The sequence below is a fragment of the Streptomyces violaceusniger Tu 4113 genome (assembly GCF_000147815.2).
GTDB classification, from domain to species: domain Bacteria; phylum Actinomycetota; class Actinomycetes; order Streptomycetales; family Streptomycetaceae; genus Streptomyces; species Streptomyces violaceusniger_A.
Genome location: NC_015957.1, coordinates 9,621,041 through 9,647,576, shown reverse-complemented (window position 1 = coordinate 9,647,576; position 26,536 = coordinate 9,621,041). Strand labels below are relative to the sequence as shown.

General features: G+C 70.1%; 25 protein-coding genes. 7 read left to right on the top strand and 18 right to left on the bottom strand.

The annotated features are described in order from the left end of the window. Window positions 1-99: 99 nt before the first annotated feature. Window positions 100-2,175: a glycosyltransferase family 39 protein gene (locus tag STRVI_RS55235; protein WP_251982997.1), complete on the top strand. Its 2,076-nt coding sequence runs from the start codon at window positions 100-102 to the stop codon at window positions 2,173-2,175. 342 nt (window positions 2,176-2,517) lie between these two features. Here the strand turns inward: STRVI_RS55235 and STRVI_RS39450 are convergent, their stop codons facing one another. Continuing rightward, window positions 2,518-2,967, bottom strand: coding sequence for a hypothetical protein (locus STRVI_RS39450; RefSeq protein ID WP_014061163.1), 450 nt, complete (start codon window positions 2,965-2,967; stop codon window positions 2,518-2,520). Next, window positions 2,964-3,203, bottom strand: coding sequence for a hypothetical protein (locus tag STRVI_RS39445; protein ID WP_014061162.1), 240 nt, complete (start codon window positions 3,201-3,203; stop codon window positions 2,964-2,966). Before STRVI_RS39445 ends, STRVI_RS39450 begins: the two co-directional genes overlap by 4 nt. 702 nt (window positions 3,204-3,905) lie before the next feature. Here STRVI_RS39445 and STRVI_RS52270 point away from each other — a divergent pair. Further along, a complete protein-coding gene (locus STRVI_RS52270; protein ID WP_150112957.1) occupies window positions 3,906-5,222 on the top strand; it encodes a transcriptional regulator in 1,317 nt (438 codons plus the stop codon). Window positions 5,223-5,238: 16 nt separating this feature from the next. Then, complete coding sequence (locus STRVI_RS49380; RefSeq protein WP_014061159.1) at window positions 5,239-5,958, top strand: 5-formyltetrahydrofolate cyclo-ligase; 720 nt, start codon at window positions 5,239-5,241, stop codon at window positions 5,956-5,958. A 258-nt stretch (window positions 5,959-6,216) separates the two neighbouring features. On the opposite strand, the gene STRVI_RS39440 is transcribed toward STRVI_RS49380, so the two are convergent. The 3 genes from STRVI_RS39440 to STRVI_RS39430 form a co-directional block, all read right to left on the bottom strand. Beyond that, window positions 6,217-7,278, bottom strand: coding sequence for an FkbM family methyltransferase (locus STRVI_RS39440; RefSeq protein ID WP_014061158.1), 1,062 nt, complete (start codon window positions 7,276-7,278; stop codon window positions 6,217-6,219). Then, complete coding sequence (locus STRVI_RS39435; RefSeq protein WP_014061157.1) at window positions 7,251-9,035, bottom strand: stealth family protein; 1,785 nt, start codon at window positions 9,033-9,035, stop codon at window positions 7,251-7,253. Before STRVI_RS39435 ends, STRVI_RS39440 begins: the two co-directional genes overlap by 28 nt. A gap of 146 nt (window positions 9,036-9,181) precedes the next feature. Further along, window positions 9,182-11,647, bottom strand: a complete 2,466-nt coding sequence (locus tag STRVI_RS39430; RefSeq protein ID WP_078505885.1) for a bifunctional glycosyltransferase/CDP-glycerol:glycerophosphate glycerophosphotransferase — start codon at window positions 11,645-11,647, stop codon at window positions 9,182-9,184. 295 nt (window positions 11,648-11,942) lie between these two features. Here STRVI_RS39430 and STRVI_RS39425 point away from each other — a divergent pair, with 295 nt between their 5' ends. Together STRVI_RS39425 and STRVI_RS39420 are read left to right on the top strand one after the other, a co-directional pair. Further along, complete coding sequence (locus tag STRVI_RS39425; RefSeq protein ID WP_014061155.1) at window positions 11,943-12,467, top strand: hypothetical protein; 525 nt, start codon at window positions 11,943-11,945, stop codon at window positions 12,465-12,467. Then, window positions 12,454-12,774, top strand: coding sequence for a winged helix-turn-helix domain-containing protein (locus tag STRVI_RS39420; protein WP_014061154.1), 321 nt, complete (start codon window positions 12,454-12,456; stop codon window positions 12,772-12,774). The genes STRVI_RS39425 and STRVI_RS39420 overlap by 14 nt, the downstream gene beginning before the upstream one ends. 198 nt (window positions 12,775-12,972) lie before the next feature. On the opposite strand, the gene STRVI_RS39415 is transcribed toward STRVI_RS39420, so the two are convergent. Further along, complete coding sequence (locus STRVI_RS39415) at window positions 12,973-13,722, bottom strand: SDR family oxidoreductase (protein ID WP_014061153.1); 750 nt, start codon at window positions 13,720-13,722, stop codon at window positions 12,973-12,975. 92 nt (window positions 13,723-13,814) lie between these two features. On the opposite strand from STRVI_RS39415, the gene STRVI_RS39410 reads away from it, so the two are divergent. Then, window positions 13,815-14,423, top strand: coding sequence for a TetR/AcrR family transcriptional regulator (locus STRVI_RS39410; RefSeq protein WP_014061152.1), 609 nt, complete (start codon window positions 13,815-13,817; stop codon window positions 14,421-14,423). Between the two features lie 312 nt (window positions 14,424-14,735). Here STRVI_RS39410 and haaN read toward each other — a convergent pair whose 3' ends face one another. The 9 genes from haaN to STRVI_RS39375 form a co-directional block, all read right to left on the bottom strand. Beyond that, window positions 14,736-15,209 carry a cyclophane-containing RiPP N-acetyltransferase HaaN gene (gene haaN / locus STRVI_RS39405; protein WP_014061151.1) on the bottom strand — a complete coding sequence of 158 codons (474 nt, stop codon included), beginning with the start codon at window positions 15,207-15,209 and terminating at the stop codon, window positions 14,736-14,738. Window positions 15,210-15,275: 66 nt separating this feature from the next. Further along, a complete protein-coding gene (locus tag STRVI_RS39400; RefSeq protein WP_014061150.1) occupies window positions 15,276-16,436 on the bottom strand; it encodes an FxsB family cyclophane-forming radical SAM/SPASM peptide maturase in 1,161 nt (386 codons plus the stop codon). A gap of 13 nt (window positions 16,437-16,449) precedes the next feature. Then, a complete protein-coding gene (gene haaA, locus STRVI_RS49375; RefSeq protein WP_014061149.1) occupies window positions 16,450-16,638 on the bottom strand; it encodes a HaaA family cyclophane-containing RiPP peptide in 189 nt (62 codons plus the stop codon). A gap of 127 nt (window positions 16,639-16,765) precedes the next feature. Next, window positions 16,766-19,546: a cyclophane-containing RiPP biosynthesis TPR protein HaaT gene (haaT, locus tag STRVI_RS39395; RefSeq protein WP_014061148.1), complete on the bottom strand. Its 2,781-nt coding sequence runs from the start codon at window positions 19,544-19,546 to the stop codon at window positions 16,766-16,768. Between the two features lie 218 nt (window positions 19,547-19,764). Beyond that, window positions 19,765-20,655 (bottom strand): hypothetical protein, encoded by an 891-nt coding sequence (locus STRVI_RS39390; RefSeq protein WP_014061147.1) that lies wholly within the window; start codon window positions 20,653-20,655, stop codon window positions 19,765-19,767. 380 nt (window positions 20,656-21,035) lie between these two features. Continuing rightward, the gene (locus tag STRVI_RS39385; protein ID WP_014061146.1) at window positions 21,036-21,578 is read right to left on the bottom strand and encodes a DUF4232 domain-containing protein; all 543 of its coding nucleotides are present in this window, start codon (window positions 21,576-21,578) and stop codon (window positions 21,036-21,038) included. A gap of 219 nt (window positions 21,579-21,797) precedes the next feature. Then, complete coding sequence (locus STRVI_RS39380; RefSeq protein ID WP_014061145.1) at window positions 21,798-22,079, bottom strand: DUF397 domain-containing protein; 282 nt, start codon at window positions 22,077-22,079, stop codon at window positions 21,798-21,800. A 6-nt stretch (window positions 22,080-22,085) separates the two neighbouring features. Further along, the gene (locus tag STRVI_RS53170) at window positions 22,086-22,214 is read right to left on the bottom strand and encodes a DUF397 domain-containing protein (protein WP_167543259.1); all 129 of its coding nucleotides are present in this window, start codon (window positions 22,212-22,214) and stop codon (window positions 22,086-22,088) included. Next, a complete protein-coding gene (locus STRVI_RS39375) occupies window positions 22,177-23,091 on the bottom strand; it encodes a helix-turn-helix domain-containing protein (protein ID WP_014061144.1) in 915 nt (304 codons plus the stop codon). Before STRVI_RS39375 ends, STRVI_RS53170 begins: the two co-directional genes overlap by 38 nt. Before the next feature lie 168 nt (window positions 23,092-23,259). Here STRVI_RS39375 and STRVI_RS39370 point away from each other — a divergent pair, with 168 nt between their 5' ends. After that, window positions 23,260-23,715 carry an ATP-binding protein gene (locus STRVI_RS39370; RefSeq protein WP_014061143.1) on the top strand — a complete coding sequence of 152 codons (456 nt, stop codon included), beginning with the start codon at window positions 23,260-23,262 and terminating at the stop codon, window positions 23,713-23,715. A 31-nt stretch (window positions 23,716-23,746) separates the two neighbouring features. Here STRVI_RS39370 and STRVI_RS39365 read toward each other — a convergent pair whose 3' ends face one another. The 3 genes from STRVI_RS39365 to STRVI_RS39355 form a co-directional block, all read right to left on the bottom strand. Next, on the bottom strand, window positions 23,747-24,160 hold the full coding sequence (locus STRVI_RS39365) for a Dabb family protein (RefSeq protein WP_014061142.1): 414 nt from the start codon (window positions 24,158-24,160) through the stop codon (window positions 23,747-23,749). Between the two features lie 36 nt (window positions 24,161-24,196). Then, a complete protein-coding gene (locus tag STRVI_RS39360) occupies window positions 24,197-24,808 on the bottom strand; it encodes a hypothetical protein (protein ID WP_014061141.1) in 612 nt (203 codons plus the stop codon). A gap of 214 nt (window positions 24,809-25,022) precedes the next feature. Beyond that, window positions 25,023-26,066 carry a medium chain dehydrogenase/reductase family protein gene (locus tag STRVI_RS39355; protein ID WP_014061140.1) on the bottom strand — a complete coding sequence of 348 codons (1,044 nt, stop codon included), beginning with the start codon at window positions 26,064-26,066 and terminating at the stop codon, window positions 25,023-25,025. Between the last annotated feature and the right edge of the window lie 470 nt (window positions 26,067-26,536).

Below are 26,536 nucleotides of genomic sequence, written 5' to 3'. Positions count from 1 at the left end.
TTTTGTTGTCATGCGGGGTGGATGAGGGTGAGAACGAGGGCGAGGGTAAGGGTGCGGAAGCGCGAGGGGATCTCCGCGCCGACGGCGATCGTGCTCCCGATGGCCGTCATGCTCGGGCTGGGGCTGTGGGGCCTGGACCGGGGCACGATGTGGCGCGATGAGTCCGCGACGTACCAGATGGCACGGCGGACCCTCCCTCAGATCCGCGACGCACTGGGCACCGTGGACGCCGTCCACGGGCTCTACTACCTCCTGATGCACCCGCTGCTGGCGCTGCACCCCTCCGAGGTGACCATGCGGCTGCCCTCGGTCCTGGCCGCCGTGGCCGCCACCGCCCTCGTGGCCGCCCTCGGCTGCCGCCTGGCCCGCCCCCGAGTGGGCCTGTGGGCCGGACTGCTCTACGCGGCCACACCCGTGGTCACCCACTACGCGCAGGAGGGCCGCTCCTACGCACTGGTCGCGGCGGGCGCGGCGTGGGCGACGTACCTGCTGGTGGGCGCGGCCGGACTCGCGGTGGGGGCGGCGACGGGGGGCGCCCGGGGGGCCGCGACGGGGGCGACACCGGGGGGCCCGACGGGGGCCACCACGGGGGGCGCCACGGCGGGCCGGTCCGCGCCGGGTCGGGGCGCGAGCCGGTCCGCGCCAGGTCGGGGGGCCGCCCGGGCGGGCTGGCCCGCGGCGGGGCCTGCCGGAGCACCCGGGCCCGCGGGCGGGGCTACCCGAGCGGCTGGGCCTGCGGGCGAGGCGGCGTCGGGCCCGGGGACCACCCCGGCAGACCGGCCCGCGCCGGGTCAGGCGCCCACGTCCGGGCCCGGGGCGGTGTCCCGAGCGGCCGGGCCTGCCGGAGCGCCCCACTGCTCGGGCGGGGCTGCCCGAACGACCGAGGACGCGGCCGGGCCTGACCGCTCGGCTGCCCCCGCCCGAGCGGTCGGGGAGGCGGGCGCGGCGGCGCCGGGTTCACGGGTCCGTTCGGCCGTACTGGTCCGTGGCGGCGTACCTCGTGTCGCGCTGGTCGCCTCGGCACCGGGCCCGGAGCGGGCGTCCCCTGGAGCGGGGTGGCGGTGGGCGGCGTACGGGGGTGTGGTGGCCGTGACCGCGCTGCTGCACGTCTTCGCTGTGCTCATGCTCGCCGCGCACGCCCTGACACTGCTTCTCTCGCGCGCCCCGCGCCGCGTGTGGTGGGGCTGGGGGAGCGCGGCGGCCGGGGCGGTGGCCGCGGTGGTGCCGCTGGCGGCGCTGGCGCGGCGGCAGAGCGCGCAGATCGCCTGGATCCGCCATCCGACGCCGGGTCGGCTGGGGGCGGTGGTCGAGGAGTTCGCGGGCCCCAGCGCGCTCGTCCTGGCCCTCAACCTCCTGCTGATCACGATCGCCCTGGTCCGCCCCCGGTGGCGGTCGCTGACCGCGGTGGCCCTGCCCCTCTTCTGCGTCCCGCCCGTCCTCCTCTTCGCGCTAGCCCTCCACCGCCCCTGCTTCCACGAGCGCTACCTCCTCTTCGCCCTCGCGGGCATCCCCCTGCTGGCGGCGTCGGGGGTGGACCGGCTGGTGGGGGTGAGGGTGGGCCGGTTGGCGCGGATGGTGGCCGCTCGGCGGGCCGGGGTGGGCGTGGACCGGTCAGCCGGGGCGATGGCGGACGGGCTGCCTGGGTCGGTGGCGGGCCGGTTGGCCCGGGCGGTGGCCGTTCGGCTGGCCAGGGCGATGGTGGGCAGGCGCCGCGCCGTGGTCACGGCGGCCGGGGTCCTCGCGGTCGTCGGCGTCTTCGTCTGGCAGCTCCCGCTGCACCAGCGGGAGCGGGAGCCGTTGAGCCGTCAGGACGACCTGGCGGCGCTGGCCGCCGCGGTGGGCAGGCTCACCCGGCCGGGCGAGCCGGTGCTGTACGACCCGCCAAAGGAACGGCGGATCGCGATCGCCTATCCACGCCCCCTCGCCGGGCTGCGCGACATCGCGCTGGGAACCCCCGGCCCCGCCTCCGGCACGCTCTACGGAGTCGACGTCGGCCCCGCCGAGCTGCTGCGGCGGCTCGGCGGGGCGCGGTCGGCATGGCTGATCGCGGCCGATGAGCCGGAGACACGCCGGGCGAAGGCGACTGTGCTGACCGGGCGCTTCCAACTGGCGTACTCGCTGTGCCTGCCCGGCATCCGGCTGGAGCACTATGTGCGGGCGGGGCCCGCGCGCTGAACCGAGCCCCCGGAGCGCCCCGAGGGCCCCGGGCGGCGGCGCATGTCACCGCTTACCGAGGACCTTCGGAGTTACGCATAGCGGCAGGTCAGCGGGCATGGACGTGCCCCGCCCCCGGTCGTGACCGGTCGGGTACGGGGCTGATCGGTGACGCTCTCTCACCGCGTGGTGCGCGGCACTCCAGTGAAGGGGCGGACCGGGGCGGGAGCCTCAAGCGCGTCCGCTCGGCGTGGGCACGTCTGCCCATCGGGGTCGGGGCCTGTCCGGTCGGGAGCGTCACCGTTCCCGCGCGGCTGGAGGCTACGGGGAAGCGTCGCCGGTCGCGCGGGCGTCATCAGCGGGTCAGCCGGTGTCCTGGCCGGTCCCGATGAGGTAGCCGCCGAGTCCGGCGGCCACGATGAACGTGGTCAGGACCAGCGGCCCGGCGAATCGCCCCAGCCACGCCACGATGCGCCGCCAGCAGGCGCCCCAGCATCCGGGGGCGCGGTGCGTGGCGGGCGCCTGGCTGGTGCTGTGGGCCGGGGACGACACAGCCGTGCCGTGTCCGTCCTGGGACCGTATGGGGTCTACGCGCCAGTGACGCTCAACGGTCACGAGGAACTGCCCATGATTCAGCCCGTGTTGCTGGGTGTGGAGGATGGACCAGCGCGCGACGGGACCGGGATCGCTGTCCACCCGCCCCGACGTGGCGGGGCACGTCATGCATTCGGCGAGATAGATCCCGTCCGGCGCTCCCTGGGCGCGTTCGGCGCTGAGCACCAGGTCCGAGCCTTTAAGGATGGTTCGCGTCACTGCCACGCTCCCGGCTCGAACCGACAGGGGCGCGTGGTGATCTCCCGGTAGGTGAAGTGCTCCGGGTTCGCCTTCAGGTGGCCGGATGCCCACGCGTGCGCGGCGGCCTGGTCCTCCTTGGGCTCTCCGGTCTCCTCGCACACCGCGCATTGCATGGCGAACGTGAGCGGTTCGGCGTCAGGCTCGGTGTCGGGGATGAGCTGGAACCCACGGAAGCGGTAGATGGCCCGGGTCATGCCCTCCCCTTTCCGGCGAGAGCACGCCCCTTGCTGTGGTGGGGGTGTCGCCTCAATAACACATCACAGTCGGTGACCTTGCTCAGGTCTCCGGACTTGCGCGCCGCTTCCTTCTCGCGATCCAGGCGGGCGCACTCTGCACAGTCCGCGCTCATGACACCCCTGCCGCACGTCGTGCCTCTTCCAGCCGACACGCTATGTCGCACGACTGGTCGGGCGTGCACGTCTGGCACTCGGCCCGGTGCATGAGGTACGCGGCTTGAAGTTGCTCAAGGTCAGCGGCGCGGGGGTGTTCGGAGACTTCGCGCTCAGGCACGGCTCACCTCTGCCGGGCGTGCCTGCCATTCCTTGCCACCGTGCTGGGCCCTGAGCATGAAGCATGGTCCGCCCCGGCCCATGTAGCTAGCCAGACGGTCGGTGGCCGTATCTCGTACCAGGGTCCCCACGTTCGGGTGATCGTGGCTACTCTTGCGCACGGCTTCCTGTCCTTTCTCTCATGTGTGCAGGTGGCCCGCGCCCCCGGACGTTCGCCCGTCGCGGGGGCACCCTTTTGGGCGCGCTGCATGTGTCCCACGAGCTTCGAGGCAGCCGACCCCTGAAAGAACCGCGAACGGGGAACCCCGCAAGCGACTTTGGGGAACCCCGCTGCGAGGAACCGGGGACTACCCTGGGGAGATCACCTCCGTCCCTGCTAGGTGGGCCGTGGACGAACGCGAGACGCAACGCGCTGGCTACCCGCTGACGATTCCTGACGCGCTCCTCGGGAGCGAGGCCATGCAGCGGGCATGCGCTACCCGCAATTTCCGGGAGATCTTCCGCCTCGTCAACAGGCGTACAGGCTCCAGCCATGCGGAAATTGCCGCCGCCATCGGCAAAATGACGAGTTCCCGCGTGAGCGACATCATCCGGGGTGTCCGTGGCGTACGCGGCCAACAAGTGATCGAACGTATTTCCGACGGCTTCGGCATTCCCGGCGAAATGCTCGGACTACCGAAACGGTCATGGGAGGGTTCCCCAAATGGCATGGATGGAACCACCAACATCGGCACTACCGTCGAGGCTGTGACTGATTCCCAGGCCAATGCGCGTACTCAGTACGTGCGGGAGAATCCCGGAAGCCTCGACCTATTGGCGGTGGCTGAACTCCGGCAACAAGTGCAAACCCTGGACGTGCGCTATGTCACTGAGCCGTCTACGGCTCTAATTGCCGAAATCGGGCAGCATTTAGGGCAACTCGCGTACTGGCATACTCACACGACCACGTATGCCGTGCGCCGAGATCTCTATGCCGTGCAGGCGGAAGCCTCCACGTTAATGGGGCAATTGGTCTGGGATGCTTCGGGGAGGACCGACCACGACACCCCTCGCGCCTACTTCGCTCAAGCTGCCGAGGCGGCACGCGAATTACGCGACCCCGTTGCCGAGGGCCTGGCCTTACTACGCACTTCTTTTGTTGCCCTATATGGCGAGAAGAGCCCGCGTACCGGTCTGGAAATTGCACAACGCTCCGCCGACACGGTTGAGAATACCAGCCATGTTCTTGCGGGACTGGCTGCGCTACACGCGGCCGAGGCTTACGCGATGTTGCAGCAACGCCGGGACTGCGAAAAAGCATTGAGAAACGCCGAATGGCATTTCAGTCAAGTGAGCGCCAACGATGCTGGCGTGTCGATGTTCTCTCCTGGACAGTTCGGGCGATTGACTGGGTCTTGCTTTCTTTTTCTAAACGAAACTACTCGCGCGCAGACAGTCCTAGAGGACACGACTAAAGAGTTGCGTGAGGGGTCGAAATCTCATGCTATCGCTCTGGGGAATCTGACTCTTGCGTATATTCGGCAAAGGAAGGTAGACGAAGCTGCGGGTACGCTAGGCCAAGCGATTGACGTTGTAGCACGCAACCGTGGTGGCGGCGGGCTGAACCTCATCTTTCAGGCAGGTCGTGAACTGCAACCTTGGCGAGCCGTACCGGTAGTGCATGAACTCAATGACCGGCTTCTGAATCTCATTGCATCCGCATAAGTAGAAAGAGGCATCGATGAATAGGGCGCAAGTTCAGCGTGCCAAACAAGCGGTCCGCGAAAGTGTCTGGGCTCTACTGGAGCCCACGCACGGGGACGTGACGGGCCGTATCCCTTCTTTCATCGGTGCGGACTCTGCCGCTGCCCGTCTCGCTGAACATCTTGCCTGGCAGGCTGCAAGCGTCATCAAGGCGGTTCCAGACAAAGCCCAGTTGCCTGTACGTGCTCGGGCGCTCCAAGAGGGCAAACGGATTTATATGGCATCGCCGAAGCTGGCGACGGAGAATCCTTTCTACCTCTTGGACCCTGAAAATCTCAGTATTCCGCCGATCGAAGCCGCCGAACGGCGAACAGCAGCAAAAGTCGCGCAGCCGGTAGGCATGCATGAGATGCCGGTCGTTGATTTGATTGTGTGTGGAAGTGTTGCCGTTAACTCAGAGGGTGTACGGCTGGGGAAAGGCGCCGGATACTCTGATATTGAAGTAGCCCTATTGCAGGAAGCTGGCCTCATCGGCCCGAACACGCTTATCGCGACTACGGTTCACCCTCTCCAAGTGGTGGAAGAAGTGCTACCCGAGTCCGAACACGATTTTCGGGTGGACATTATTGTCACTCCAGATGAAACTATCGATTGTCCACCCCACCCACGTCCGCCCGGAATCTTCTGGGAGCACCTTGCCCCTGACTCCATCGCCGCAATTCCCGCGCTGGCAAATCGCAAGCCAAGTAACCGGTGAGAGGCTGAAGCCCCCCGTACCTGCCATGGTGGGCGGGAACGGGGGGTTTCGATTGAAATGCGCGTCGGTGCTCACGTGCACCTTGACGTCACGTCGAAGGACAATGAATACAGTGCAAGGGGTGCGAGACTGCTTTGACCTGCTGCGTTACCGCCACTGTCGATCACTCCAGAACTACCCGTCTGGAGCATCGGGAAGGGGCGGGGTGGGGAAAGCTACGGCTCGCGACCAGCGAACCGCCACCGCGAGCCCTCACCCTCACCCCCGCAGCGAACCGCTCCCCGTGGCCTGCGCGCCAGGCGCCCGCCGCGCCGGAACGACCGCCCGCCGGGCAAGCGCGGCCGCGCCCGCCAGCCGCAGCAGCCCCGTACGGGGCACCCGCGTCGCACCGCGCGGCGAGCGGTAGGGCGCGTTCCAGCCGTAGGGGAACGACGCCTTGTCAGTGGTGATGATGTTGGTCGTCTCGTCGCACGCCAGAATCGCGATCAGCCACCGCCGCACCGCCCGGTGGAAGGCGGGGGTCAGCGGCCGCGGCGCCAGCAGCCAGTCGCGGCACTGGCCGCTCACCGCGGACCGGTAGGTCGTCTCGTCGTAGCGGTGCCAGGGCGACTCCGGGGTGATCGGGTGGAGCCCGTAGTCCATGGCGGTCAGCGGCGCGAGGGCGGTGCGCAGCGCGTTGTGGTCGGCGCCGGGGAGGAGTTCGCAGACGATCCAGGGCCGGTGGCGGCGGATCGTGTCGTACGACCCGCGCAACACGGCCGCTTCGAACGTCTCCACGTCGATCTTGATCAGATGCGGGGTGATGCCGCGTTCCCCGGTGAACGCGTCGACCGTCGTGACCGGCACCGTCACCGACTCGGTGTGCCGGCGGTGGGCCGGGTTGAGCGAGTTGGAGGATTCCGACTTGTGGGAGAAGTACAGCTCGGCGGTGCCCGGTTCGGCGGCCAGCGCGGTCTGCTGCACTTCGAAGCCGAGGCGGTTGCAGTCCCGGATCCGGCGGCACAGCGCGGCCGTCTCCGGGGTCGGCTCGAAGGCGATGGCCCGCGGCCCGCGCCCGCCGTTCCCGTACACCGCACCGATCAGCGCCGAGTACAGCCCGATGTGCGCGCCGATGTCGTACACCACGCTGCCCTGGGGCGCCTGCTGGGCCAGGGCTAGCAAGGTGGCCTGGGTGGTCGGCTCGTAGCCCGCGAGCCCGGCGCGCCGCAACTGCCGCTGCACGGCGGTCTGTTTGCGGCTGAGCACATTGAGCGCCCGCGGATACGGCCCGCCCGCCTCGAGGACGTCCGGGTTCAGGGGAAGGGTGATGGCGAGGGGCATGGCTGCCGCGTCTCCTGTCGGGTGACGGCCCGCTCCAGCGGGCTGGGGTGGGGGAAGTAGGCGTCGAGGAAGGGGCGGACCAGAGCCAGCTGGTCCTCGAGGTCGTGCTCGGAGGAGACCGTGTCGTTGAGGCAGAACGCCTGGCAGTGGCGCGCCCGCAGCAGTTTGGCCAGCCGGGCGCGGATGGTGGGCTGGGCCAGGTCGAAGTAGTCGTAGCGCAGTTGGGCGGGGACCGCGCGTCCGGTCAGGAAGGCGTAGTAGTGGTGGAGCGAGGACGGTACGGAGATGTCCGACGTGGACCGCACCCGGCTGGCCATGGTCGCGTCGACCGCGTCCGGGAACTCCTTCTCGATCTCGGCCAGGACGCTGGTGCGCAGGGCGTGCGGGGTGTGCTTCATCTTCTGGGTGATGGCCGGGCCGAACCGTTCCGCCAGCAGTGCCCGGTTGTTCTTGCCCGCCGCCGATACGGGGACGTCGCCGGGGCCCACGGGGGTCAGCGGGATCAGCGCGCGGGACGGGAAGAACTTGGAGACGCCGTTGGCCAGGAAGAAGTCCTGCGGGGTGACCGGTGAGCCGAGGAAGACGTCGTCGTTGAAGTAGAGGAAGTGCTCGGCGAGTCCGTCGATGTGGTGCAGCCGGGTCTCGATCGCGTGGGAGTTGAAGGTGGGCAGCACACTCGCGTCGTCGAAGATGTCGTGGTGGTCCACGACGGTGATCCCCGGGTGTGAGACGGCGAGCCAGTCGGGCACCTGACGGTCGGTCACCAGATAGATGTGGCGCACCCAGGGCGCGTACAGGTAGAGCGAGCGCAGGGAGTAGCGCAGCTCGTCGCGGTTGGCGTAGCGGGCGGCGTTGGCGGCCTGGGCGTGATAGCCCGCGCTTGCGAGGGCCGCCCGCCGCCGCTGCCACTGCGGATCCGAGCCGTCGACCCAGGTGTAGACGACGTCGATGGGGAAGCGGACCTCGTCCGGCAGCCGGGTGAGGAACTCCGGGCGGGTACGCACCAGCGGCCCCGGCTGCCAGCCGATGGCCGGGGCGAGCCGGGTGAACAACTGGTCGGGGGTGCGGACCGGCTCGCCCACCAGCGGCACCGAGGCGGTCGTACGGTTGAAGCGCGGCGCGATCAGCACCCGCTCCTCGCCCTGCCCGCCGGGCTCCCAGAACTCGATGTCGCAGCCGTGCGCCGAGCCGAGGACCAGCCGTCCGCCCGGCCCGGCGTGGAAGCGGGTGAAGCGGACCACGGGGGCGGCGGCCAGCCGCCGCCAGGCCCGTCGCGTACCGCCGAGCCGGGGCGGGGCCGCCGTCTCCCGGCCCCGACGCGGGGGCAGGGAGACATACCCGGCCTCCTCGGCGCACAGCGCCGACAGCGCCTTGACCACCTCCGCCCGCTGATCGGCCCGGACGCCCACGGCCGAGCCGACGTTGCTGTGGCAGCGGACCACGAAGTGGTCGATCCGCGCCCGGTCCAGCGCCTCGCACACCAGCCGCAGATTCTCTCCGCGCGCGAACAGCGGGGTGGGGGAGGGGGCCAGGGTCGCCACGAGGGCGCCCCGCCGGCTCGCGACCACCATCCGGCCGGACCCCGCCAGCAGTCCGGCCCGGCGCAGCCGCCGCCGCGCCCGGCGCAGCCGCAGCGCGCCGGAGGCTGCCGACAGCCCGCCGAGGCCCCGCATGGCCGCCCGGCGCAGCCCGGGGCCGGTCACGGCGACGACCGTGCGGCGCAGTGGCAGCGGGACCGTACGCCGGTATCCGCGCACCAGCGGCGGCGGGTCGGCGAGCCAGGGGCGGGGGCGGCGGGCGGTGCGGTGAGGGGCATCGTGCGTCCTGGGTCGGGGCGTCGGGACGGCGGGCGCGGCGGTTCCCGCGGCGGGTGGGGCGCGGGGCCGGTTGGGGGTGGCGGGGGCTAGTGGGGGCGGCTCCGGTGGGGGAGTGAGGGGGCGGGGGCGGAGACGGGCGCGTTGGCGGGAGCGGTGGCAGGAGTGGCGACCGGTGCGGCGGCCGGTGCGGCGGCCGGTGCGGCGCACACCACCCCGGCCCGCCGTGCCGCCCGGGGCTCGGCGGACCGGTCGGGACCGGCAGGACCGGCAGGACCGTCGGGAACGTTCGGAAGGGTGCGGACGGCGACGGCGACGGCGGCGGGGACGGGGCGGCGCTCGGCGAGCGGGACGACGGGCGGCAGCAGCGCGTGGCGCTCGCCGAGGAACACCCGGCGCACCACGCGTTCGGCCGCCCGACCGTCGTCGTACGGGCAGAAGCGGGCCCGGAACGCGGCGCGCAGCGCGGCCGAGCGCGGACCGCACCAGGCGCCGTCGGCGAAGAGGGCGATCAGCTCGTCCTCGGTGCGGGAGACCGGGCCGGGCGGGGCGGCGGTGATGTCGAAGTAGGCGCCACGGGCGGCGCGATAGGCGTCCCAGTCGTCGGCGTGGATGACGATGGGGCGGTCGAGGTTGGCGTAGTCGAACATGAGGGACGAGTAGTCGGTGAGCAGCGCGTCGGCCGCCAGGCACAGCTCCTCCACCCGCCCGTGCCCGGAGACGTCGAGCACCCGCCCGTGCCCCGGGACGTCGAGCGCCCGCCCGGTGGGGCTCGCCACGCCTGTGGCCGCGGCATGGAAGTAGTGCGTCCTGACCAGCAGGGTGAACCCGGGACCCAGCGCGCGGGCCACCCGCTCGACGTCCAGCCGCGGCGCATAACGGCGCTGGTAGTCGCGGTGGGTCGGCGCGTACAGCACGGCGACGGTACCGGCGGGGATGCCCAGCCGGGCGCGCAGCCGGGCCACCTCGTCCTCGGTGGCGTGCTGGAAGACGTCGTTGCGCGGGGCGCCGTAGGGGAGCGTGGTGTAGCCGGAGGGGTAGACCCGTTCCCAGACCAGGGTGGTGTGGCGGTTGGCGGAGAGGCTGTAGTCCCAGCGGTCCACCCGCTCCATCAGCTTGCCGAAGTCCATGCCGCGCGCGGCGGCCGGGCGGTCCCGCAGATCCAGGCCCATGTGCTTGAGCGGGGTGCCGTGGTGGGTCTGGAGATGGATCTGACCGGGCCGTTTGCGCATCCCCTGGGTGAAGTTGACGTTGTTGACGAGGAAGCGGGCGCGGGCCAGCGCCGTCCAGTACGCGGCCGAGCCGGGGTGCAGCCGCCGCACCCCGGGCGGCAGGGTGTGCGCGTACTCGGGGGTGGTGATCCAGGCGGTGCGCAGCCCCGGCGCCAGCTCGCGGACCTTCGCTTCGATGGCTGCCGGATGGCAGGCGTAGCCCCGGTGCCAGTACGCGGCGAAGACGGCGAGCCCGGGATCGACGGGGCGGCACCGCTGCACCCGGTAGTGCAGCCACAGCGCCGCCCGGCGGGCCCCCGCGTACGCCGTAAGGCCGCATTCGGCGGTGCGGCGGCGCAGCCGGTCGGCGCCGCGCAGCAGGTGGTACGCCCGGCGGGCGCCCAGCCGCAGCAGCAGGCCCCGCCACCGGGCGCGGCCGGGCGGGGTGGCCGCGCCGAGCGGCCGGTAGCGGCGGTGGTGCGCGCCCGCCCGGCGGAAGAACTCGGCCCGGGCCCGCACCGGCAGCCGCCCCGGCGCGGCGGCGATCACACCGAAGTGGTCGACCATCCGCTGGAACAGCGCCGGGCGCCAGTGGGCCAGCCCGGGCCGGGCGTCGAGAAACCGGAACACCCGGTCGTACTGCTCGAACACATCGAGGTGGCGACGGCTGGTGGTGCGCAGGATCCCGCCGCGCCGCCGCTGCCGGTAGTGCACGCACACCCGGTCCAGGACGGCGATGGACTCGGCGGTGAGCAGCACGGGGAAGGTCCAGGGGGTGTCCTCGTAGAAGCCGGGCGGAAAGGCGAAGCCCTCCTTACGGACGAAGTCCCGGCGGTACGCCTTGTTCCAGGCGACCATCAGCAGCCGCAGCAGCTCGGGCCGCTGGTCGAGCCGGAAGACCTGGCGGGCGCTTTCGGGATCTCCGTGCCGGAGCAGCTCGGCACGGACGTTCCGCACGGCCTCGCCCGTCCAGTCCACGCGCGCGTAGTCGAAGACCAGCACCTGCGGCTCGCCGGTCCGCGCCAGCCGGTCGGCGATGGCGCGCAGCGAGCCGGGGGCGAGGGTGTCATCGCCGTCGAGGAAGAGCAGATAGTCGCCGGTGGCCCGGCGGATCCCGGCGTTCCGGGCCCGGCCGAGCCCCGCGTTCTCCGGCAGGTGTACGGGCCGCACCCGGGGGTCGCACGCCGCCGCCTCGTCGATGATCGCGCCGCAGGCGTCCGGGGAGTGGTCGTCGACCGCGATCAGCTCAAGATCCGTGAAGTCCTGCTCCAGGACGGACCGCAGACAGTCGTTCAGATACGGCTGGACCTCGTATGCGGGCACGATGACGCTGAACCGGGGCACGGCGCATCCCATCGGTCGACGCGGCAATGATGATTTCTCACACCATCATCTGAACGCCCGCCGGATGGGGCGGCGACGTGGCGGACCGCCCCGCAAAAGCCCCCCGTACGGCCCAGCGCCCGACCGCTCCCGTAGGCGCGCCCAGCCCTAGGGCCCTTCCCGAACAGCGCCTTCCCGCCGCCCTCTACTCCCAGGACACGACTGTCCTGCCGGTTGACTATTCCACCGGGGAGAACTAGTTTCCACTCAGGAAACTAGTTCGGTTGAAGCGTGCGCAAGCTCCTGGAGGTACCCCATGTCCGACCGTGTGACCCCGCCCGCCGAGGCCGCCCGCGCACTGCGCGACATCGAGCGGCTCCGCGCCCAGGGCCGCGCCTCGCAGCAGGAATCCCGCTGGGTCAGCGTCGTGTTCGGCGTCGCGCTCTTCGCCGAACTGGCGGCACCCGACTTCTTCGGTGACGACGTGCGCTCCGGGATCTCCCTGGCGGTCACCGCACTGATCGTGGCGTACGCGGTGATGCTGCGAACCCCTCGCGGCGGCGCCCTCCTGGGTCGGCCCACCCGCGTGCGCAGGAGCGAGATCTCCCCGCGTTTCGCACGGCCGGCCCAACTGGCGATCGTCGCCGTCGTGCTGATCGGCTTCGTCGGCGCACCGTTCATGCCGGACCACCTGTTCCCGTACGCGGGGACGGTGGCGGGCGCCGTGCTCGGCGCCACCCTCATCATCTTCGGCCGCAGTCTGCAGCGAGGCCTGAACTCCCTGGCGATGCGCGGCGACGGTAAGGACGGCATGAACGGTATCGCCCATGGATCCCGCTGACTTCGACACCGCCCTGCTCGACCCGACGCGGCTGTCGATCGTGTCGCTGCTGGTGAGTGTGGAGTGGGCCGAGTTCGGATGGGTGCGCGAGACGGTGGGAATGTCGCCCTCCGCCCTCTCCAAGCAGGTCAGTACGCTCGAGGCCCGGGGCTATGTCGAGGTGAAGAAGGGCTACGTGGGCAAGCGCCCCCGAACCTGGCTCGCCCTCACCCCGACCGGACGGGCCGCACTCGAAAGACACGTGGCGGCGCTCCACCGCGTCGTGGAGGAGTCGCAACGGGCGGCCGCGGAGCGCCCCGACGCCTGACGGGCGTCCCGGCCACGGCCATCGGATCAGCCCTGGCCGGGCTGTTCACGGTCCGGACCGTCTCCACCGGTCGACCTGGACGGCCCGCCCGGCCGGCTGGCGATCGAGGCTGCCGGGCTCGCCCGCCTGAGCGAGCCCGGCAGCCGGGCGCCGTCATCCCCGCCGGATGTGCGGCCATGGAACTGAGATCCACGGAACTCAGATCTGGTTCAGGCCCCCGTCGACGTACAGGCTCGAACCGGTGATGAAGCTGCTCTGCCCGGAGGCGAGGAAGGTCACGGCGGCGGCGACCTCCTCCGGGCGCCCGAGTCGGCCCAGCGGCACCTGCGTAGCCAGTTGCTGCCTGAAGCCGGCGGCCTGCTCCGCGTCGGGCGCGAGCCCCGACAGGCCAGGGGTGTCGGTCGGGCCGGGCGTGATGGTGTTGACCCGGATGCCGCGTCCCTTGAGTTCGTTGGCCCAGGTCCGGGAGAACGATCGGGTGGCGGCCTTGGTCGCCGCGTACACGCCGAACGCCTCCATGCCGACGTCCACGTTGGTGGAGCCGTTCAAGATCACCGACGCACCGTCGTTGAGCAGCGGCAGCGCCTTTTGCACAGTGAACAGCGTGCCCCGGACGTTGATACCGAAGAGGGCGTCGAAGTGCTCCTCGGTGACCTGCTCGAGCGGCACGAACGCGGCGACGGAGGCATTCGCGAACAGTACGTCCAAGCCCTGCCCCCGGCCGCGGATCGTCTCGTAGAGCCGGTCCAGGTCGGCCAGGTTCGAGATGTCGCCGATCACCGCGGTAGCCGCTGATCCCATCACTTCGACGGCCGCGTCGAGTTCGGCCTTGCGCCGGCCGGTGATGAACACGTGTGCACCCTCGGCCGCCAGCCGTACGGCACTGGCCAGGCCGATTCCGGTGCTGCCCCCGGTGACGAGAGCAGTCTTACCCTCAAGCAGTCCCACGTGAATAACCTCCTCAGATTTCTGCATCGATCGACACAGAACTCGAACGGTAGCACTTCAGTATCGATCGCTACAGAAGGTAGACTGCGGGCGTGGAGACCAAGCAGAGCGGCCCGATCGGCCGCCCCAGAGGATTCGACGCCGACGAAGCTCTCGAGCGCGCCGTGCTGGTCTTCTGGGAGCACGGCTACGAGGGGGCCAGCCTGGCCGCTCTGACGGACGCGATGGGCATCTCCACCACCAGCATGTACGCGGCCTTCGGCAACAAGGAGGAACTGTTCCGCAAGGCCCTGGAGCGCTACACCGAAGGCCCGGGCGCATACCTGGCCCGGGCCATGGAGGAGCCGACCGCCCTCGGCGTCGCCACCGCGCTCCTGGCCGGCACCGTTCGAACCACCACCCGCCCGACCAGGCCCCACGGGTGCTTGGGCGTCCAGGGCGCCCTGGCCGCCAGCGACTCCGGGCGTGGCGTCCGTGACCTTCTGGCCGCCTGGCGCAACGACGGCTGCGCCTGCGTCCGGGAGCGGTTCCAGCGAGCCGTCGACGACGGCGACCTGCCCCCGGAGGCCGATCCGGGGCTACTGGCCCGCTACGTCACCACGTTGGCGTTCGGCATCGCCGTGCAGGCCGCGAGCGGTGTCGGCCGCGATGAACTCCAGGGGATGGCCGACGCGGCCCTGCGCAATTGGCCGCTCACCTGAGAAATGCCGTGGCGGGCCCTCGCGACCCTGTACCGGCCGACGCGGAGGCCGTCGAGCGCCACCCCCGCCCGCGCTGCGACGCCCGGTCCGACCCGACCCGACCCGGCTCGCCTACGCCGGAGCCCGCTCGGTGACGTCGTACGACGTCATTCGGCTACCGCTGATGTGCGTTCCGATACTCCCCGACGGCCTTCTTCTCGCCGTCGGATGCCCGGCCACTGGCGCGTCGGCCCGCGCGCGTGGGGCGTCCCAGGGCGACGCCCGCCAGGACCATGGCCAGGCCGCATATTTGCTGGGCGTCGGCGGGCGCTCTCACACCGTGCTGGTGTCGACTCGGTAGATGATCTTCCCGTCGAATTCGGCAAAGCCGAGCGACTTGTAGAAGGCGCGTGCTCCCGTGTTGTCCTGGTCGGTCATCCACTCGATGCGGCTGCACCCGGGGCGCGCGACGGCCAGGGCCCGTAGCTCGTTCATGAGCTGGGCGCCGACGCCTTGCCTGCGCAGGGTGTCGCGGACATAGAGCTCTTTGAGGAAGAGCGAGTGGGAGGAGCCCGCGGCCGGCCAGAGGAACGAGTAGGCGGCCAGCCCGGCGAGGGCACCCGTCTCGTCTTCGATGAGGAGTGCGGAGGCCATGGGCGGTGCGCCGAAGAGTGCTTCCTCCACCTGAGCCTGGCGCTCCGCGAGCGGCTGGATTTCGGTCGAGCCGTAGAAACGCTCGATTTCCTCGATCAGCTCGGCTACGGCAATGACGTCCCGCTTGTCAGCGGGGCGGATCGTCACGCTCATCGGCGTCTCCTGTCTGCTTCGCTCGCTTGCTCTCGATACGGACTTCCGCCGTGGCAGTACGGCCGGCTAAGGGGATGGAGCGGCTGATGCGGGCGCGTTCCAGCCGTGCTGCCGCAAGGAGTCCTGGATGTGCCGGATGAGATGTTCCAGGTCCGCGCAGTAGACGGAGGGGTTCCGGTAGCCGCGTCCGGCGCCGAAGCGATGTGGGAGGTACCCACCGCCGCACACCTCCACCAGCGGGCAGCTCTGACACTTCTCGGCCAGCGCTGACCTGCTGTCGTGTCGGTGCAGGAGCTTCGGATGGCGCATGGCGTCGTCGAAGGATGTGCTGAAGAGGTCGAGCCCCAGCCATGAGGCGCCCTCTTCGACGGAGCGCAGGGTGTCCACGCCTTCGATCGTGCCGTTGGATTCGATGACGATGCTGGTGGGCGGGGCCAGTCCGAGGGTTTCGACCGAGCCGCGTACGCCGGAGCTGAGCGCCACGATGTCCTCCAGCATCCGGACCGTGTGCTGGTATTCGGGCCGGGCGAGCCAGGCGTCGTAGACGCGGCTCATCCACAGGCCGTATTCGGGGACGCTCGGGTCGTCGCGATGCGGGGGATCGTCGTGCGTTCCGTGCGGCAGGTTGAAGTCGATCACCGGAGGCTCGAACGACGCCAGGTAGTCGTGGACCTCAACCGGGTCATTCGCCAGATCCACGACCGCGAGCAGCCCGGCGAACAGGTGGGGCCGGGAGCGCAGCAGCTCGATACCACGTAGGGCGGAGGCGGTGCTCGAGCGCCCGGTATGAGTCAATCGGTGGCGGTCGTTCGCGGCCGGTGGCCCGTCGAGGCTGATGCCCACGGCGACGCCGTATCGCTCGAAGAGATTCAGCCACGCCTCGGTCAGCAGCGTCCCGTTGGTCTGGAGCTCGAAGCGAACATCCGTGGTCGGCGGAATGGCCTCCAGCACGGTGCTCAGCAGGCCGGCCATGTGTTGCGGACCGGCCAGCAGCGGCTCACCGCCGTGCAGGACGACATGGACCTCCCGCATACCGTTCGCCGCCGCGTGCTCGCCGATTCGCTGCGCCGTGGCCCGTGCCACCTCCAGGCTCATCCGTGCGGGCAAATGCCGGGACGACTGATCCTTGGAGTTGAAGACGTAGCAGTAATCACAGTCGATGTTGCAGCGGTTGGCGACCTTGAGGATGAACGTGCGCAGTGGGGCGATGCCTTCGTACCGCGTCATCAAGCGGGCGTGCTCACAGCGGCCAGGGCCAGATGAGTGAAGCCGCGTGAGCGCCGTCGCCGGTGCGGTTCGTCGCGGTCTGCTCGGCCTCCAGCCGTTGCCGTACGCGGGCAGCCACCCGATCCAGGACCGCGTTGCTCTGGGCTACCGGGCTGAACGATGCGGTGCCATGGGGCGTGGGAACGGGCGTGGGCGATGGCATTCAACGCTCCTCGTGGTGGGGCGTGCCGGGTATCAGAACGGTGCGATGTCGGGTGAGGCGGCAGATCGGCTCAACGTAGCAGTCCCACCACCCACGGTGGCATAGGGAAATTGGCCACATGGCCGAGTCACCTCGCCCGGGACGCCAACAGGCGCTCGATCTCGTCGGCCTCGGCCCTCACGCCCAACCGCCGGTACACGGTGACAGCCTGTCGCAGCGACGGCTCGGCCTGGTCGGGCCGGTCGATCGCCCAGTCGCAGCGACCGATGCCTTCCAGCGCTCGGGCTTCTTCCAGGGGACAGCAGATGTCCCTGGCCAGACTCAGCGCCTGATCGAAGCGTTCGCGCCCGGCTGCTGGGTCACTGTGCGCAAGCATGAGCGCTCCCCAGTGATTGTGGATCTCGGCCTCAGCACACCGGTCGCCGAGGTCGCGCACGATCTCCAGGCCGCCCTGGAACGCCTCGACGGCGCTGTCCCGCTCACCGACCAGCCCATGGACCACGCCCAGCTCGCTGAGCGCGGCGGCTTCACCCCCGCGGCTGCCCAGGTCGCGGTACGTGCTCAGGGCTTCCTCCACCAACCGGGCCGCCTCGCCGACGTTCCCGGATACGCGTTCCCATACCCCGAGAAGGCGGATGCTGTTGGCCCGACCGAAGCGGTCGCCCAGCTCGGTGTAGTACGCCTGCGCCTGGGCGTGGTCCTCCCGCGCTCCGTCCAGATCCCCGGTGAGCCGCCGTACCAGGCCGAGCTCGTTGAGGGCGTATGCCTGGTGGACTCGGTCGTCGAGTGCCCGGTAGATGTCGAACGCCTCGCGATGTCGCCGGGCGGCCAGTTCGTACTCGCCCATGAGGCAGTGCACGACGCCCAGATCGCGCAGCGAATTCGCCTCACCGTATTGATCGTGCAGCTCACGGTAGATCGACAGGGCTTCTGTCTGTGCTTCCACAGAGGCGTCGAACTGGCTTGTCTGCCGACGCACCATGCCGAGGTCCGCGAGCGCGTTGGCCTGTCCGAACCGGTCCCCCACTTCGCGGTAGAGAGTAAGGGCCTCGGTCTGGGCTCGGGCAGCCGCCTCGGTGTCGGCCGTCAGATACCAGACGATGCCCGCCTGGTTCAGGGCGGCAGCCTTGCCCTGCTGATCGCCGACCGCTTCATACTCCGTCACCGCCTCGTTCAGGGCCTGGGTCGCCTCGGGATAAGCGGCCATGAAGCGCCGTACGACACCCAGCTCGGCGAGTGCCCCGGCCAGCGCCTGCCGGTCTCCGGCCCGCCGTGCGGCATCGGCGGCGGTTCGATGGAGGCCGACGGCCTGGTCCCAGGGACCGGCCTGCCGCAGGAAGGGAGCCATGGACGCGGCCAGGCGGATCACGAGCTCATGCAGGTCGAGGTTGTTCGCCCGCCGGATACACGCCAAGACGTTGGGCCGCTCGTTCTCGAGCCACTCCAAAGCTGCGGCGCGGGACTCCGTCGGCGGTGTCTCTACCCTTGACGTGTCGTCTTGGGGAGGAGCGGGTGCTCCGGCGCGAACGATGTGGTTGTTCGCACCAGCGAGAGCGGCCAGGTAGTAGGTGCAGACACGTGTGATGGTCTGGACATCATCCATACCGGCTCTTTCCCCATCGGTGAGACCGTGGGCATAGTCGCGTAAGAGGTCGTGTAGTCGGTATCGGTCACCTGGCTGCTCCTCAATCAGGTGATCGTCGTAGAGCGCATCGAGGTGACGGCGTGCCTCTGCTACCGAAACGGAGCCAAGAGCGGCCCCGGCATACGCATCGAGGTCCGTGCCGGGGTAGCGGCCAAGAGCCTGGAAAAAGCGCTGTCGCTCCTGCGGGAGGTCCCGGTAGGACAGGTCGAAGGTCGCGGTGACCGCACGCTCCCCGGCTCGCAGTTCACCCAGCCGGTCCCGCGCCGCCACCAACCGCCCCCGCAGGTCCTCGGCGCTCCAGGACGGATGGTGCCGCAGCCGTGCGGCCAGCAGCGACACGCCGAGCGGCAGATTTCCGCACATCCGCACGAGGGCCCCCACCACGGCCCGGTCGAGGGAGTCGGCGGGCCGCCCGCTGAGCCGTGTGAACAGATCGGCCGCGTGGTCAGGTGGCAGCGCCTCGACCGGCAGTACAACCTCCTCGTTCGCCGCCAGCCGCTTCCGGCTGGTCACCAGCACCAGACAGCCACCCCCGCCGGGAAGCAGGGGCTCCAACTGCCGGTAGGTTGCTGCGTTGTCGAGGATGAGCAGCGCCTTCTTGTCGGCCAGCCGACCGCGCCACATGGCGGCGCGAGCCTCCGTCACGGCACCGACGTCGTCGCCTACCGGAATCTGTTGTGTCGGCACCCCGGCCGCCGCCAGCAGGGAGGCCAGCGCCTCGGTCGCCTGTACCGGGCTCCGCCCGGAGGTGTGCCCGTTCAGGTTTACGAAGAGCTGTCCGTCCGGAAACCGCTCCGAGAGCACATGCCCGGCATGTACCGCGAAGGTGGTCTTCCCGACCCCCGGCATCCCGTCGACCACATGAACCGGCAGCGCCTCACCACTCTCCTGCCACATCTGCACCGACCGCACCAGAGCGTCCAATTCGGCGGTCCGGTTGGTGAAGGTCGCAGTGTCGCGCGGCAGTGACCGCAGGACCAAGGCGGCGCCCGGAGGCCCCGGCCCGTCCTCCGGCCTTGGCGACGGCTCGGCGATCGGTACGGGTGTCCGGGGCTCCGACAGCGCGGCCAGCAACGCGGTCCCCACGACCATCACCACGCCCAGCAGGATGAATGAGAACCACGCATGCTCCTGGAGCCACCCCAGCCAGCCGGGCCAGCGCGACTGATCCGACACCGCGTTCGTCACCAGCCCGATGAGCATCGTCGTCACCGCAACCCCGCCGGCAACGGCGGCAATCGCGATACCGCGTCGCAGCCTCATGCTGCGTGCTCCATCCCGGAGGTGGCGGGGCACTCCGCACCCGCTCCAGCGCGGTCGCCCTGCGAAAGCCCACCTAGAACCGACCTGACCACGAACGCAACCCCCGATTTCGACACCACAACCTTCCAAGCCGACCAGCCCTGGCGGACCTTGGTCAAGGTCGTCTCTGCGCCATCAGCCGCCTGTTTCGGCCTACTTACACAACTGATGTGATCCGCTCAGCACACCGCCCGCAGATCCTCCCCGGAGGCGGCGGCCGCGGGTTGCTCGGGTGCGGCTCGGCAGTCGCGGCAGCGGCCGCCGTTCGCGGAACGGAAGACGCGGTCGCAGCCGTCGCAGGTGCGCCAGGGGAGGACGGGCGGTGGGCTGGGCGGGGCGACCGGGGCGGGTACGGGGAGTGGGGGCTCGCTGAGGCGGAAGGCCAGGATGCGGGCCGGGCGGGTCAGCAGGCGATCGGGGAGGCGGGTGGTCAGCGCATTGGTGATCTGCGCGGGCCCTACCCCTGCGGTGAGCCATTGGCTGACGGCGGGCGCGAGTTCGGCGACGTCCCGGCGGGACAGGACCAGCCGGGGGTCGGCGATGCGCAGTGAGGTGAGGATGGCGACGGCCCGTTCGTCGCTCTCAGCGAGTGAGGGCGCGGTGTGGCTGGTGTCGGCAGGGGCTTCCGGCTGGGGCGTGTGTGCTGCTGTGCGCGCGGCGGGTGCCTTCTGGGACGCGCTCGGACGGGGCTTTCGGGGGCGCGGTGGGTTGGGCGTGCCATCGCCCGGTAGGTCGTAGAAGTAGGTCCGGGTGCGGATGACGCCCCCGGGTCCGCGTTCGCGTCGCCGCTCCAGGTAGCCGGCGGCCTCCAACTCCCTTAAGGCCCGCGAGATCAGGATCTCGCCCTCGGTGAAGTGCTCGCACAGTGCGGCGATGCTCACGGGGGTGCCGTCGGGGAGTGACGAGATGTACGCCGCGACGCCGATCGTGACGGCACTTCCGCGCCGCTGTGCGAGGGCGTTGGCGATCACGGTGAAATCGGCGGTGAGGCGGGTACGGACGTGGATCACGCCGGAGGTCGGAGCTCCGGCGTCGGCGCGCAGGCGCGCGTTAGACTGCGGCTCAGCCATCGGGAAGGGCCTTTGCTTCCTGATCGGTCAGGCCCTCGATCGGGATTGCCGTCCCGGCCGGGGGCCGTCGTCTGTTTGCGGTTGTGTTGCGGTGAACGTAACGACCGCCGTGCTTCCCTCGCAAGCTGGTCACTCGTACGGGTGACCAGCGGGAAGGGTGGGTGGGCGGGAAGTTCTTCACCCCGGTTCTTTGGGGGAGTTCGCGGCCCGCCGGACCCTCGCGTACGAGGGTCCGGCGGACCCTGAGTGACGACTTCGACCGGTTCCTGGCCGACTCAGGGACGGCGGTCGGTCTTCAGCTCGTCTGCCGGGCGGGGCCCGGGAGTCCTGCGGTGGCCACCGGCGACACTGAAAGGAAGCTCAGAGGCTGCCCAGCTTGGTTACAGCCCGACCGGGTTGAGGTAGGTGCCGGGGTGGGTGGCGCCGTCCTGCTTGAGGATCTGGCCGCCGAACGGCCACTTCAGGGTGAAGTGCTCCGTCTCGTTCGGCGGGGTGACCAAGAACTTCGCCGGAACGAACTTCTCCTTCTGCGGTGTGGACTCGGCCACCGGGAGGAGGTTGATGGTGAAGCCCGTCGTGTCCCCCTGCCCCAGGACCATCTTTTCGGGCTTCTCGGAGGAGCGCGCCAGCGACCAGGTGCCGTCGGTCTCCTGAGCGCCGACCATGTCAACACCGGCGAAGCCGGACAGCGTGCAGGTGCGCGTGCTCTGGTTGGTGAACCAGATGTACGCCTGGGTTTGCTTGTCGGTCTGGTCCATCTCCGGCCTCGCGTCATCCCCCATGGCGAAGCCGGCCTTCAGGTCGGCGGTGTGGCAGCGGGTCGGCTCGGCCTTGGCGGTGGCGGCCGAGGCCGGGATGGCCGTAGCGGCAGTCCCCGCGACGACGAGGGCCGCAAGGGCCACGGCGGTCAGCTTGCTCTTCATGAAGTTTTGGGTCCCCTCGAATACGAATCGGCGCGCGAAGTCAGTCGGCGCCTGCGCACCGGAAGATGTGCAGTGCCCGGGGGAGGTTCCGTGTGTCGAAGAGCCTATTTCAGACATCCAGACTCCCAAGTGTGGCCGCGCTGCGAGGACTTGTCCGGTGCGGGCCGTTGCGGCGTCTTGGGGTGGACACCGCAACGGCGACCAGGCAAAACGGGTACGTCAGAGGCGGCGGCCGGTCGTCAGTTCATCAACGAAGGCGGCCCAGGAGTCCGCCGGGAAGACCAGTACCGGACCGTCGGGATACTTGCTGTCACGGACGGGAACGACCCTGGCCATGTCGCCCACCTCGACGCAGTTGCCACCCGCCTGATTGCTGTAACTGCTCTTATGCCAGATGGCGCCGCCCAGGTCGAGGCTCGCCACCTCGACGCAGTCACCGCCTTCCTGATTGCTATAGCTGCTCTTGCGCCAGTACGCGCCGTTCAGGTCAAGGCCAGCCATCGGGGATCAGAGCCCGCGGCCGGTCGTCAGCTCATCGACGAAGCTGCCCCAGGAGTCCGCCGGGAAGACCAGCGCGGGGCCGTCGGGCCGCTTGCTGTCACGGACGGGGACGACGCCGGGTATGCCGTCGGCCACCTCCACGCAGTCGCCACCCGCCTGATTGCTGTAGCTGCTCTTGCGCCACGCGGCGCCGTTCAGATCGGGACGGGACACTCGCTCCACGGTGGTTGCCCTCCATCACGGATCGGATCATGTCGAGCGACATGAGCGGGGGCAGAGACGCCGCCCGCAGCCGATCGTAGGTCACCGAGTAACGCTTCACATCGCTTGGTTCCTCGACGAGTTGACCGAAGTCAGCCCCCTCTTTGTAGGCCACTTCGTCGCCATCCGGCAGGGTCAGCACGGTGAGGGACCCGCCCATTGCCTCATGCCCGCCCTGGTCGAATGGCAGGACCTGCACGGTGATGTGGCGTTTACCGGCTGCCTCCAGCAACCGGCACAACTGGGCTCGCATGACCGAATGGCCGCCGATCGGGCGCCGTAGCACCGCCTCGTCCAGGACGACCCATAGCTCGGGCCGGTCCGGGGAACGGAGCCGCTCCTGCCGTCCGAGGCGAGCGGTGACGCGCTCCCCCAACTGATGCTCCCCGCTGAGTAAGGGATCGAGGCTCAGCACGGCCCGCGCGTAGTCCTTGCTCTGCAACAGACCGGGCACCACATGCGCCGCGTACTGCCTGATGGACACCGCCCGCTCCGAGTAGGCCATGAACGCCCGCGACCAGTCCGGGAACGCCTCCCGATAGACGTACGGCCACATGTCGACGAGCAGGCTGTCCGCCTCCAGGACGGTGTCGAGCGTCCGCGCCAGCTCGAACGTCGGCTTCGCTCCCGAGGCGCGCTCGATCTGGGTGATCCGGGTGCTGACCACATGCGTCCTCTCGCCCAGCTCGGCCTGGGTCAGACCGGCGGCCGTGCGGAGTCTGCGGACCCGCGAGCCGAATAACGCCGCCATCGATGAGCGAGGATCAACTTCTCTGGCCAAAACATCACTTCCGTTCCTTACGGCCTGAAAGGTAAGGCGTCATGGCCTTTCGAGCGTAGACCCGCGCCACGATCCTTAAGCACGGAACGTCACGATGCGCACACGGTGCGAATCGTACGGACAATCGATCGGACGGAAATGGACAACACCGTGCTGAAGACGATCACGGCGCCGGAGCCCGAGCCCGAACTCCGGGAGCGCACCCAGCAGTTCCCCGCTACGCCGCGCGGGGCGCGGCTCGCGCGGCGGCTCGCGGTGCGGTGCATGGAGGAGTGGGGCTGTCCGCCCGCGTCGGACGCGTCCTGCACGGTGGCCCTGCTGGTGGCGGAGCTGGCCTCCAACGCCGTTCGGCACGGCCGGGTGCCCGGGCGGGACTTCCGTCTCCGCCTTGCCTGCGCGCCCTCGACGCGGACGATCCGTATCGAGGTCTCGGATGCCCGCGAGGACCGTCTCCCGGCCGTTCCGTCGACGCTGACGGCCGATGACGAGTCGGGTCGTGGCCTGCTCCTGGTGGATCTGCTGGCCACCCGATGGGGCACGACGCCTCGTATGCCCGTCGGTAAGACGGTGTGGGCGGAGTGTGGTGCGCCGTGATCCAGCAACAGACAGGGTGCTCGGCCGCAGGTCAACTCTTGTGCGCAAGAGCGCTGCTGCCGGTGTGGGAGTCGAGGCCGGACAGCAGCTCGGCGAGCCCGGGGTCGGCTTCGTAGTGCCGCTTCTGCAGCTCTGCGATCTTGGCGCCCAGTTCTGGGTGGGGGGTGTCGGAGATGTCGAAGCTCTCGAACTTTTCGATCAGCGGGAAGCCGATCCGTTCCGATGTCACGTGCACCGGGTGGATGAGGTACTCCCAGTACGCGTCCAGATCTTCCAGGGTGAACACCGCACTCCAGTCGAAGTCGCTGTTGTATTCGCGGCCGAAGATGAACGATTTCACCGCGGGGATGGCCCGGCCCTGGTCCTTGAGGCAGTCCAGCGCCTCGTCGATCTGCTGGGAGGTGATGCCTTCCCTGAGCTTCATGCGGATGCCGTGGTAGATCATCGGATTCTCCTTGCCGTGGTGGGTGAAGGTGGGTGGTCAGTGGAGGCCGAGGCGGCGGCGTTCGAGGGCGGTGGCGACGGCGTAGGCGCCGCCACCGGCGATGGTGAGGACCCAGTAGAGGCCGGGGGTGCCGAGGAAGAGCGCGGCGGTGGAGGTCAGCGCGAGCCAGACGCCGAGGCCGTAGTGCAGGACGTTGCGGCGTGCGGCGCCTTCGCTGACGTAGAGCAAGCCGACGATGAGGCCGGATCCGGTGGGCCAGAGCATGGACTGCAGGTCGGGCATCTCGACGGCGGACGACAGGCCGGTGATGGCGAGGAACAGGGCGGCGAAGCCGATGAGCCAGGATGCGCCGAGCAGTTTGCCGGACAGGAGGTCCGGCCCCGCGGCGCCGCGCTGGGCGCGCAGGGCGGCGCGGGTGGCTTGGATGGTGCCGGCCGTGAGTCCGGCGCCGAGGAGTGCCATGGGCAGCCAGGCGGGCAGATCGAGCAGCGGGCTGGTGCCCTTGGAGAGCGCGGCGGAGCCGTGCCCGAATACGTAGGCGAGTCCGAAGCCGATGTAGGCCGCGCGGTTGTCGACCTCGCCCGGTGAGCGCATCGCGGCGGCGGTGCTGGGGTCGGTGACCTGGGGGACGGTGATCGCGAGGGGCATGACGGAACCTCCGGGGCGGGGGCGGGGTTGACTGATGAGACGGACGGACCGGCAGAGGTGGCCGAGAGTCGGCACGTATGCGCCGTACGTGGTCCGGGAAGCTGCCCGGGTGCCGGGCTGAGTGGGTGGTGCGTGGCGGTGGGCCGCGAGATGCCGCGCGGCATCAGCGGGGCGGCCGCCGTGGTCAGAGGCGTGCGGGTGCAGAATGCGCCGGTCAGGCCCCCGGGACGAGGACGACCTTGCCGATGACGGTGCGGGACTCGGCGAGCGCCAGCGCCGATGCGGCGTCGTGCAGCGGGATCTCGGCGGCGATCCGCGGGGTGAGGACGCCGTCGGCCACCAGGCGCAGCACCTCGGTGAGGTCCTGGGTCAGTCGGCGCTGCCATTCCGTCCGGCGGCGCCGGCCCGCCCAGAAGTTGTAGAAGTGCGCGCTCCTGCCGTTGGGCAGCGAGTTCCACGCCGCGAGCTGCCCGAACAGCTTCAGCACCGGCAGTTGCGAGCTGCCCTCTTCGTTCTTCGTCGCGGCGGTGCCGTACGAGACCAGGGTGCCGCCCCGGCGCAGCAGCCGCCACGACTGCGCCACTCCGGGGCCGCCGACGTGGTCGAAGACCGCGTCGACGCCGTCCGGCGCGATCTCCCGGATCTGGTCGTACATGTCCGGGTCGTGGTAGTCGACCGGGATCGCGCCCAGTTCGCGCACGCTCGCGTGGTGCCGCGCCGAGGCCGTGCCGATCACCGTGATCCCGGCGTGCCGGGCCAACTGCACGAGGATGGAGCCGACACCGCCGTTGGCGCCCAGCACCACCACGGTTCCGTCGGCGCGCACCTTGGCCATCCGGTGCAGCATCTGCCAGGCGGTGATCCCGTTGACGACCACGGTCTCCGCGGTGGCCGCGTCCATGCCGTCCGGCACCGGCGTCAGTTCCGCGGCGTCGATCAGCAGATGACTGGCCCATGCGCCGACCTTGGTGACCGCGGCGAACCGGCGTCCGGTCAGCCCGGCGTCCACGCCGGGCCCCGTCGCGGTGACGGTGCCCACCACGTCGTACCCGGGCACGAAGGGGAACGGTGGCTGGTCGTAGTACTTGCCGCGGCGCATCTGCTGCTCGGCGAAGCTGACTCCGGTCGCGTCCATCCGCAGGAGGACCTGGCCCGTGTCCGGAGCGGGAAGGTCGCGGCTCCGGACCTCCAGGCCGCTCGGCTCGACCGCGCCGGGCAGGACGATCTCGGTGGCGCGGGTGGCGACCGGCGTGCTCATGGGGGGCTCCTTGAGGCTTCGACTGTGTGCTTACGGCAGTAAGGCTACGCATGTAAGTCGAGTGCGACAACAGGCTGCGACTGTAAACTTCACGCCGTAAGGTTACGGATCGAAGAGGACCGGCGCGGGCCTCGGTGTGGACCGGTCCCGAGGACGGGGTGAAGGCCCTCGAAGAGAAGATCGCCGACCTCGACGCCCTCGGCGAGGTCCGGTTTCATGGGCGCCCGAATGCCGAGGTGCTTGCTCCGCGGCCGGCCGTGCGACCGACGTGGTGCCGTGCGCGGACGGGCCCGCGTGGGCGGCGCTCTGTGGTGGCCTCTCGACGGCGACGGACTCAGGGTCGTCCTGCGCCGCCCCGGACGCCGTGCGGGTGGGGTGCTGTCGCGACGGCGCCCGTCGTCCCTGGCGGGTGCGTGGGTTGCCCCGAGGCGGTGATCAGGCGTTGCCCGGCGGCGGTGATCGGGCGTTGC